Origin of the sequence: Methanoculleus sp. (assembly GCF_035363275.1) — an archaeon.
In the GTDB taxonomy this organism is placed as follows: domain Archaea; phylum Halobacteriota; class Methanomicrobia; order Methanomicrobiales; family Methanoculleaceae; genus Methanoculleus.
This window is the reverse complement of sequence record NZ_DAOSET010000074.1, coordinates 1-8,497: the sequence shown is the minus strand read 5'-3', so window position 1 is coordinate 8,497 and position 8,497 is coordinate 1. Positions and strand designations below refer to the sequence as shown.

Here is an 8,497-nt window from a genome sequence, read left to right as displayed (position 1 = left end):
CTGATCGCCGGCGAGGCGCAGGGGAACTGGATCATCTACCGGCTGACGGCCGACGGTGAGGCGTGGGCGCGGCAGATGGCCAGTGACACCGGAAGTTGAAAAAACAGGCGGAGAGCGGGGCCTATACCTCGAGGCCCTCAAGAAACATCCGGTGCAGGCGCAGATCCCCGCCGAGCTCCGGGTGGAAGGCGAATGCCATGTGCCGGCCGCGCCGGACCGCCGCGACCCCCTCCGGGATACGCGCGAGCACCTGGACCTGAGGGCCGACATCCGTCGCCACCGGCGCCCGGATGAAGACCGCCCGGAAGGGCTCCGCGAGCCCCGCGACATCGAGATACCCCTCGCGGGAGTCGACCTGCCGCCCGAAGGCGTTCCGTGCCACGTGCATCGGGATAAGATTTAGGGTCCGGACCCGGGGGTCGTCCACCCGGTCCGCGATGAGGACCATCCCCGCGCAGGTGGCAAAGACCCCGCCCGCGAACTCTATGAGCGGCTCATAAAGCCCGTTTTTCCCGATCAGCCGGGAGATCGTCGTCGACTCCCCGCCCGGCATCGCGAGCGCGTCGAGGTCCGCGAGGTCCGCCACGCGCCGGACCTGGACGACCGTTGAACCCGGCCGGTCCGCGAGGCACTCCCGGAACGCCGCGATGTGCTCGGCGACGTCGCCCTGGAGCGCGAGAACGCCGATCTTAACGCCCACGGGTCTGCAACACCTCGTCTTCCCGGAGCATGTGGACATCCAGGCCCTTCATCGCCTCGCCGAGACCCTTGCTCACCTCGGCGACGATCTTCGGGTCATCGTAGTGGTTTACTGCCTCCACGATCGCCCGGGCGGTCGCCTCGGGGTTCGATGACTTGAAGATCCCCGACCCGACAAAGACGCCGTCGGCCCCGAGCTGCATCATCAGGGCCGCGTCGGCGGGCGTCGCGATCCCGCCGGCGGAGAAGTTCACCACCGGGAGGCGGCCACGCTGTGCGCACTCGATGACGAGTGCTGCCGGCGCCTCGATATCGCGCGCCCGGTCGACGAGCTCCTGGTTGTCCATCCCCGAGAGAGCCCGGATCCCGCCCATGATCGCCCGCATGTGACGGACCGCCTCCACGACGTTGCCGGTCCCGGCCTCGCCCTTCGTCCGGATCATCGCCGCGCCCTCGTCGATACGGCGCAGCGCCTCGCCGAGGTTCCGGGCGCCGCAGACGAACGGGACGGAAAACCGGGTCTTATCGATATGGAACTGCTCGTCGGCCGGGGTCAGCACCTCGCTCTCGTCGACCATATCCACGCCGAGGGCTTCCAGGATCTGCGCCTCGACGAAGTGGCCGATCCGGGCCTTCCCCATCACCGGGATGGAGACCGCGTCGATGATCTCGACGATCTTCTGCGGGTCGGCCATGCGGGCCACGCCCCCGGCCGCTCTGATATCGGCAGGGACTCTCTCAAGCGCCATGACAGCGACGGCACCGGCCTCTTCGGCGAGCTCGGCCTGCTCTGCGTTGACCACGTCCATGATGACGCCGCCCTTCTGCATCGACGCAAAGCCGCGCTTGATCAGCTCGGTGCCAAATCTCAGTTCCTCGAGTTTCATTACTTCTATGTATAGTTCATGGACCCCAATAAAAATAGTGCGGCGATCTCGGCGAGGGCGAAGATGACCGTCGCCGCCCGGACTGCAGCGACGATATCGGCGCCCCCCTCCGCAAGCGTCCGCCCCGGGGCCCCGATAGTGTAGACGCCGGGCTTCTCGAGACGCACCCCGACGCCGCCGGCGATGACGGCCATCGGGATCCCGCCGTTGAACCCGGGGCGCTTCCTGCTATCCCGGCGAAGCGCGGCGTAGGCCGGGGCGAACCGGCCCTTCGCCGCAAAGTAGGTGAGGAGGATAAGACCGGTGATCCGGGCCGGAATAAAGTTCAGGACGTCGTCGACGCGTGCCGGGAACCACCCGATCCGGAGCCGTTCGTCCCGGTAGCCGAGCATCGCGTCCATCGTGTTGACCGCCCGGAAGACGGCGGCCCCGGCGAGGCCGAAGAGCCCGAAGTAGAAGAGCGGCGATATGATGCTGTCCACCAGGTTCTCAGTCATCGACTCGTAGGCGGCCGAGAGGACGTGCTCGCCCTCGAGATGCGCGGTATCCCGGCTCACCATCATCCCGACCGTCGAGCGGCCCGCGTCGATGCTGCCGGTCTCAAGCGCCCGGACCACGGCGGCGGCATGTTCCTCGAGCGCCCGCCAGGCCAGGCAGGCCTTGAGGAGGAAGGGCGCGAGGAGGAGGTAGAGGTACCAGGGGGCCGCGAACTCTGCGAGCGCAAAAGGAGCGGCAAAGAGGGCCACGGTCGCGAGGGTTCCCACGACCCCGATCGACCGCTGGATGCCGGCCGGGTAGCGGGACGGGACCCCCCACCACCCGATGAACCGGCCGAGGACCGCCACCGGGTGATACCGGGAGTGCGGGTCCCCGACCAGGCGATCCACCAGCAGCGACGCGGCGACTACGACCGCTGCCGCAACCATGCAAGGAGAACCCCGATGAGCAGCGCCGCAAACGCAGCGGCGTTTACGAGATCGACCCGGAATACGAGCCAGAGCGCGTAGAGGACCAGGGCAGCGGCGACGGGGGCGAGGACGGCGACGGGGGGCAGCGGCGGGAGCGGTAGTGCCGGGACCGCCATGCCGGCGGAGGCCGGTTCCGCCGGTCCGGGCTCCGGGGCTTTGCGCTCCCTGACGACGACCCGGAACTGCGCTTTTCTCGCGCCGTATCCCGCAATGACCTCCACGGTGAAGATCCCCGGGTAGGCGTCCTCCCGGATCGGGATGCGGAACTCCTCGCTCTCGCCCACGTAGAGGTTCTCGTGGAAGAAGCCGGTGAAGGGCGAGGAGTTGGAGGAGGCGAGGGTGATATGGAGCGGCGAGCCATGGTTGACGATCCTGAGAACAAGATCGCTCCCTGCCGCCGCCTCAACCTCTTGCGGGACCTCGATGGCGTTGATCCCCCGGCGGTTGAGATGAATCTCCGACATCGGCCGGGTCAGTCCTCGCAGGCGGTCCGCGGGAGGAGGTTCGGGATGCCTTCGCTGATGGGGTAGTCGACGCAGCATGCCGCGCACCGGAGAGTACCCTCCAACACCTCATCGTCGCTCTCCTCCGTCACCGTGAGGACGAGGTCGCCCTTGCAGACGGGGCAGCAGAGGATCTCCATGAGGCTTTTTCTCATAAATCCCCCCGGAGATCGATGATCTGGGACATCTCGGGACCGGTCGAGATCAGGGTGACGGGTTTGCCGATATCCTTCTCGGCCTGCGCGATGAAGTCCTTCGCCTTCTTGCTCAACTGGCCGTAGTCCGTCGCGCCGAAGCAGGCCGGGTCGATCCGGTCAATCCCGGTGATCGCCGCCTGGGTGCAGCCGTTGATCATCGCCGAATAGCGGGCCATCTTCCCGTCCCAGGTGCCGATACGGCGCTGGCGGTGGGTGACGGTGCCGAACTCCTCGATACCGAGCTCGTGCGACCGCTCCATCGTCATCTCGGTGGAGAACGGGCCTTCCCCGACCCGGGTCGGGTAGGCCTTGAAGACGACGATGACATCGTCAATCCGGGTCGGGCCGACGCCGTTGTCCGCGGCGATCTGCGAGGCGGAGGTATCCTTGCTGGTCACGAACGGATAGGTCCCGAAGTAGAGCGAGATCCCGAAACCCTGGGTCCCCTCGAGGAGGACCGTCTCACCCTTATCCAGGGCGCTGTTGACGTCCTGTGCTACATCGGTGATGAAGTCCGCAAGTTCCGGGACGTCTTTTGCCTGCCGGGACGTCCGGAGGACGCGGTCTGAATTTGCCGGACCGCACCCGGTCCCGGTGCTCCCGATCTTCTCCCTGAGGTGCCGGCTTGCCCTGTCCCGGGCGATATGCTCTTCTTCGATGACACCGCACCGCCCATCGACAAAGGTCCTGTCCCGGACACCGAGCAGGTCGACCTCGTGCAGGAAGACCCGGGGATCGACGAGCACGCCGCTCCCGATCATGAGGGCCGACTCCGGGTAGACGAATCCCGAGGGGACCATCCTGACACCATACTCTTTCTCCCCGATACAGACGGTGTGTCCCGCGTTCGGACCAACGCCGCCCCGGGAGATGATGGATGGTCTGTCCTGGTGAGCGATGTGGGCCACGATCTTTCCCTTTCCCTCGTCACCAAAGAATCCGCCGACGATAATAGTACAACTCATTGTTCTATCATGTAGGATGGAGCGATACTTGATGATAAACGTTACAATGTGATACCGGGAGGGGAGGCAACCCCTCTCCCGGCAATCGGGCTCCATGGGGTTCCGGACTGACCGCAGGGGAACTCAGGAAGACGGGATCACGATACGGGGCAATGAAAAGCACCTTCTGCGGCCGGACGGGATCCCGGCATGCGCGGGTGCTGGAGAGGCGTCTCCGGCGTTGCGTCGCGAAACGCGCATATCCCGGGTGCCCGGAAGTGAGAAGCCATTGTATATTAATTTTCGTGGCCGCAGATCGTCCCCGGTCCGGTTACCGTCGGGATCCGAACCCCTTCATTTCCACTGGAAACTTCATCTCCTGTACATTCCCGGCCATTGCATCGAGTTTTCCCCGGATACGACGTACTGATCTGTAGCCGGATCTTTTCCCCGGAGCGCGGATGCGAACCCGCGGATCTGCCCGGGGTTCAGGGGACGGGATGCGTATGCCGGTAGGGGTGTGATCGGATCCCGGGGCACCCGGAAACCCTGAATAAATCCACATCTCCAGTGGAAATAAAGGGGTTCTCCGTCCGTCATTCTCCCGTCGGACACAGAACTGTAGACCGCTTATGCAGAAGAACCGGTTAAAAAAAGTTTTGATCTGATTTTCGGGGATGTCTGGAGAGATTCTTTTATTTGACCGAGTCCAGGAAGGCCCCTATACGGGAGATCGCCTCCTTGAGATCGTCCCGCGAAACCGCGTAGGCGCACCGCACGTGCCCCGCACCGGACGGCCCGAGGACGCTCCCGGGGACGACCGCCACGTGCTGCTCGCGGAGGAGGGACTCTGCAAACTCGGTATCGGTCATGCCGGTGCTCTCCACCGACGGGAAGGCGTAGAACGCGCCCTTCGGGAGGTGGCAGGCAAGACCGAGTTTGTTCAATCCGTCGACGAAGAGGTTCCGCCGGAGCCGGTACTCCCGGACCATGGCGTCCTTCTCGGCTTCCCCGATCCGGAGCGCCTCGTAGGCCGCGATCTGCCCCATGACCGGGGCGCAGAGCGCGACGTACTGGTGGATCTTCAAGGCCGCCGCGGTGATCTCGGGCGGTGCGCAGAGGTAGCCGATCCGCCACCCGGTCATGGCGAAGGCCTTGGAGAACCCATTGAGGGTGATCGTCCGCTCGCGGAGCTCCGGGAGCCTCGCCGGCGAGAAGTGGTCGCCGTCGTAGGTGAGCTCGCCGTAGACCTCGTCGCTGATGAGGAGGAGGTCGTGGTCGACCAGGAGATCGGCGATAGCGCGCCAGTCCGCCTCCTGCATCACCCCGCCGGTGGGGTTGTTCGGGAAGTTTGCAATCAGGGCCTTTGTCTTTCGGGTGATGGACTCCGCGAGCGCATCGGCCGTCAGCCGGAACTCGTCATCCGCGCGGCAGCGGACGGGGACCGGGACGCCGCCGGCAAGCGAGACGCAGGGCGTGTAGGAGACGTAGCAGGGCTCGGCGACCAGCACCTCGTCGCCCGGGTCCGTGACGGCCCGGATGGCGATATCGGCGGCTTCCGAGACGCCGCAGGTGACGATGATCTCGTCTTCGGCATCGTAGCGGGTGCGAAACCGGGTATCGAGGTAGCGGCTGATGGCGCCCCGGAGCTGGGGCGTCCCCTTGTTCGAGGTGTAGGCGGTCGATCCCTGCTCGATGGAGTAGATAGACGCTTCGCAGACGCACCAGGGGGTCACGAAATCCGGTTCGCCGACACCCAGGGATATGACGTCCTCCATGGTCTGGGCGATATCGAAGAACTTCCGGATACCCGAAGGGGGTATGGCACGGGCCCGTGCCGAGACGAAATCTCTCACGCTCCTCACCTCAGAACGAGTAGGGGAGACGCTCGACACCCTCGCGCTCGGCGAAGGTGGTGCCGTTCTCCTTGTAGGTCTTCATGATGATATGCGTCGCCGTCTCCCGTATCCGGTCCATCGGAGCGATCTGCTCGGAGACGAACCGGGCGATCTCGTGCATGCTCGGCCCGGCCACCAGGAGCTGGAGGTCGTAGGCCCCGGTCATCAGCCGGAGCGACCGGACCTGCGGGAACCGGGCGATCCGCTCTGCTATCCGGTCATAGCCGAAGTCCCGCTCGGGCGAGACTTTGAGCTCGATCACCGCAGCGACGTTGCCGTTGCCGGCCTGCTCCCAGTCGACGACCGCCCCGTAGCGGCGGATGGCGCCGGTCGCTTCCAGCCGGCCTATCCGGTTGTGTACATCCTGCTCGCTCATCTCGGCCAGCACCGCGAGTTCTTTTTCCGGGGTGCGGCAGTTCTCCTCCAGGAGATGGAGGAGGATACGGTCCTTCTCGTCCATAGTTTCACCTGAACATTGCTTTTAAGCGATTGGTGTCGAGTTGCTTCAGCCTCTCATCGTCGAGCCTCGGGTCGCGCGTCACGACCTCCTCGATCTTGCTCGTCGTCGCGTCGAACCACATCTCCTTCGTCCGGCCGTAGCGGCCCCGCGAGACGACCCGGGTGTTGATGACGCCGAGCATGTTGAGTTCGGAGATGAGGTCCGTGATCCGGCGGTGCGTCAGGACGTCGAGGTCGATGATCCGGGCAATCTCCCGGTAGACCACCGTGACCTCCCCGCTCGTGAAGATCCGTTTGCCCATCTGCTCGAGGATCAGCATCGCGTAGAGGACCGCCTTGCTCTGCGTCGGGAGAGTGGAGATGCACTCCACCATGCTGTCGGTCTCGATCTTCTCCTGGGCCATCCGGACATGCTTCTCGCCCACGCCCGTAGCGTTCTCACGGTCCGCGAGTTCGCCCGAGACCCGGAGGAGGTCGAGCGCTCGCCGGGCATCGCCGTGCTCCTGTGCCGCAAGCGCCGCACATAGCGGGATGACCGTCTCGGTGAGTGCCCCTTCGACAAACGCCATCTCGGCCCTCTGCTGGAGGATATCGCAGAGCTGCGGGGCGTTGTAGGGGGGGAAGACGATCTCCTCTTCGGAGAGCGAGGAGAGGACCCGGGGGTCCAGGAAGTCGGTGAACCGGAGGTCGTTTGAGATCCCGATGATGCTGACCTTGGCGAACTTCAGGTCGGAGTTGATCCGGGTGAGGTTGTAGAGGGTGTCGTCGCCGCTCTTCTTGACGAGTTTATCGATCTCGTCGAGGATGATGACCATGACCCCGCCGCTGCTCTCGAGCTGGTTCTTGAGCTCCATGTAGACCTGGTCGGTCGGCCACCCGGTCATCGGGATGTGGTTCCTCGTGCTGTCGCTCGGGTGCTGGTCGGCGTCGTCGAGGCAGTTCGCGATCTGGGCGAGGACCCGGTACTGGGTATCGATCACCTCGCAGTTGAGGTGGACGATCCTGCACTTTGTCCCGGCAAGGGCGCTTGCGTTCTCAAGTTCCGTTCCAACATACCGAACCGAGGCTGTCTTCCCGGTCCCGGTCTTGCCGTAGATGAGAATGTTTGACGGGGTCTCGTTCGTGAGGGCGGGCGCAAGGATGGAAGCGAGTTCGTCGATCTGCGGTTTCCGGTGAGGAAGAATCTGGGGACGATAGCTGTGGCGCAGCACTTCCCTGTTCTTGAATATACGCCTATTGGTAAGGTATTTCTTGAATAGTCCCATTGGATTGGTTTTATCGTCCGACATGATGTCACCGGAGGGGGTTGCCCGGACAGAAAATTTTCGTGCCAAGGACCCTTAAACTGATCGCTTTCGAGACAGATAACCCCTTCGTTTCCAGTGGAACGAAGATATGGTTGTCGCCTGGTGGGGTACGAGAGGGATCTGGTCGACCGGGAGGAGGAGAGAACGGGAGGAGAATGAACCCTCCGGGTGAACCTGGGGGATGGAGATGGGATCGGGAAGAACCTTCTGGTGAATGTGCGCAGAGGGAAGAGGGGATCACCCCCACCCCTTTATTTCGACTGGAACGTGATGATGATACGGTGGTATCATTTCATCAAAGTGATGATGATAGTCATGTGTACCTCTGCAACTCAAGATATAAAGTTTTATCGTAACAAGAGAGGAACAAGGGAAGAAAGAGCGGAACGAGAGAAGAAAGAGAGAAAAACAAAAACCGAAGAGAAACAAGGAGACAGAGAGAGGAAAAAGGATGGATACAGGAAAACAAGGGGAGACTAAGAGGAAAATAGTAAAACCGAGAAGGAGAGCGGAAACAAAAGAAACGCGATGAACCCGGAAGAAACCCGGAGAAGAAAGGAGGAACCGGGACAGGTGCACCGAACCCGGAAGAAACCCGGAGAAGAAAGGAGGAACCGGGACAGGTGCACCGAACC

General features: G+C 63.5%; 10 protein-coding genes. 1 reads left to right on the top strand and 9 read right to left on the bottom strand.

The features are described from left to right. Positions 1-121 precede the first annotated feature (121 nt). The 9 genes from pdxT to PLN84_RS11935 all read right to left on the bottom strand — a co-directional run bounded on the left by pdxT (position 122) and on the right by PLN84_RS11935 (position 7,844). Complete coding sequence (gene pdxT / locus PLN84_RS11975) at positions 122-700, bottom strand: pyridoxal 5'-phosphate synthase glutaminase subunit PdxT (protein ID WP_348532104.1); 579 nt, start codon at positions 698-700, stop codon at positions 122-124. Next, entirely contained in the window at positions 690-1,586 is an 897-nt protein-coding gene (gene pdxS / locus PLN84_RS11970; RefSeq protein WP_292383450.1) for a pyridoxal 5'-phosphate synthase lyase subunit PdxS, read from the bottom strand. The genes pdxT and pdxS overlap by 11 nt, the downstream gene beginning before the upstream one ends. A 5-nt stretch (positions 1,587-1,591) precedes the next feature. Continuing rightward, positions 1,592-2,512: an adenosylcobinamide-phosphate synthase CbiB gene (gene cbiB / locus PLN84_RS11965; protein ID WP_292383451.1), complete on the bottom strand. Its 921-nt coding sequence runs from the start codon at positions 2,510-2,512 to the stop codon at positions 1,592-1,594. Continuing rightward, positions 2,491-3,018: a hypothetical protein gene (locus tag PLN84_RS11960; RefSeq protein ID WP_292383453.1), complete on the bottom strand. Its 528-nt coding sequence runs from the start codon at positions 3,016-3,018 to the stop codon at positions 2,491-2,493. Before PLN84_RS11960 ends, cbiB begins: the two co-directional genes overlap by 22 nt. Positions 3,019-3,026: 8 nt before the next feature. Continuing rightward, on the bottom strand, positions 3,027-3,212 hold the full coding sequence (locus PLN84_RS11955) for a methytransferase partner Trm112 (protein WP_292383455.1): 186 nt from the start codon (positions 3,210-3,212) through the stop codon (positions 3,027-3,029). Continuing rightward, positions 3,209-4,219, bottom strand: coding sequence for an adenylosuccinate synthetase (locus PLN84_RS11950; RefSeq protein ID WP_292383457.1), 1,011 nt, complete (start codon positions 4,217-4,219; stop codon positions 3,209-3,211). The genes PLN84_RS11955 and PLN84_RS11950 overlap by 4 nt, the downstream gene beginning before the upstream one ends. 674 nt (positions 4,220-4,893) lie before the next feature. Further along, positions 4,894-6,054: an aminotransferase class I/II-fold pyridoxal phosphate-dependent enzyme gene (locus PLN84_RS11945; protein ID WP_292383459.1), complete on the bottom strand. Its 1,161-nt coding sequence runs from the start codon at positions 6,052-6,054 to the stop codon at positions 4,894-4,896. Between the two features lie 10 nt (positions 6,055-6,064). Continuing rightward, entirely contained in the window at positions 6,065-6,556 is a 492-nt protein-coding gene (locus PLN84_RS11940) for an Lrp/AsnC family transcriptional regulator (protein WP_292383460.1), read from the bottom strand. Between the two features lie 4 nt (positions 6,557-6,560). Further along, entirely contained in the window at positions 6,561-7,844 is a 1,284-nt protein-coding gene (locus PLN84_RS11935; protein WP_292383463.1) for an ORC1-type DNA replication protein, read from the bottom strand. Between the two features lie 186 nt (positions 7,845-8,030). On the opposite strand from PLN84_RS11935, the gene PLN84_RS11930 reads away from it, so the two are divergent. Continuing rightward, positions 8,031-8,342: a hypothetical protein gene (locus PLN84_RS11930; RefSeq protein ID WP_292383466.1), complete on the top strand. Its 312-nt coding sequence runs from the start codon at positions 8,031-8,033 to the stop codon at positions 8,340-8,342. Positions 8,343-8,497 lie beyond the last annotated feature (155 nt).

Bases quoted from the DNA above. Each gene is read 5' to 3' on its own strand.
- PLN84_RS11960 (WP_292383453.1), bottom strand. From the start codon at position 3,018: ATGTCGGAGATTCATCTCAACCGCCGGGGGATCAACGCCATCGAGGTC.
- PLN84_RS11940 (WP_292383460.1), bottom strand. From the start codon at position 6,556: ATGGACGAGAAGGACCGTATCCTCCTCCATCTCCTGGAGGAGAACTGC.
- pdxS (WP_292383450.1), bottom strand. From the start codon at position 1,586: ATGAAACTCGAGGAACTGAGATTTGGCACCGAGCTGATCAAGCGCGGC.
- PLN84_RS11950 (WP_292383457.1), bottom strand. From the start codon at position 4,219: ATGAGTTGTACTATTATCGTCGGCGGATTCTTTGGTGACGAGGGAAAG.
- PLN84_RS11955 (WP_292383455.1), bottom strand. From the start codon at position 3,212: ATGAGAAAAAGCCTCATGGAGATCCTCTGCTGCCCCGTCTGCAAGGGC.
- cbiB (WP_292383451.1), bottom strand. From the start codon at position 2,512: ATGGTTGCGGCAGCGGTCGTAGTCGCCGCGTCGCTGCTGGTGGATCGC.
- PLN84_RS11935 (WP_292383463.1), bottom strand. From the start codon at position 7,844: ATGTCGGACGATAAAACCAATCCAATGGGACTATTCAAGAAATACCTT.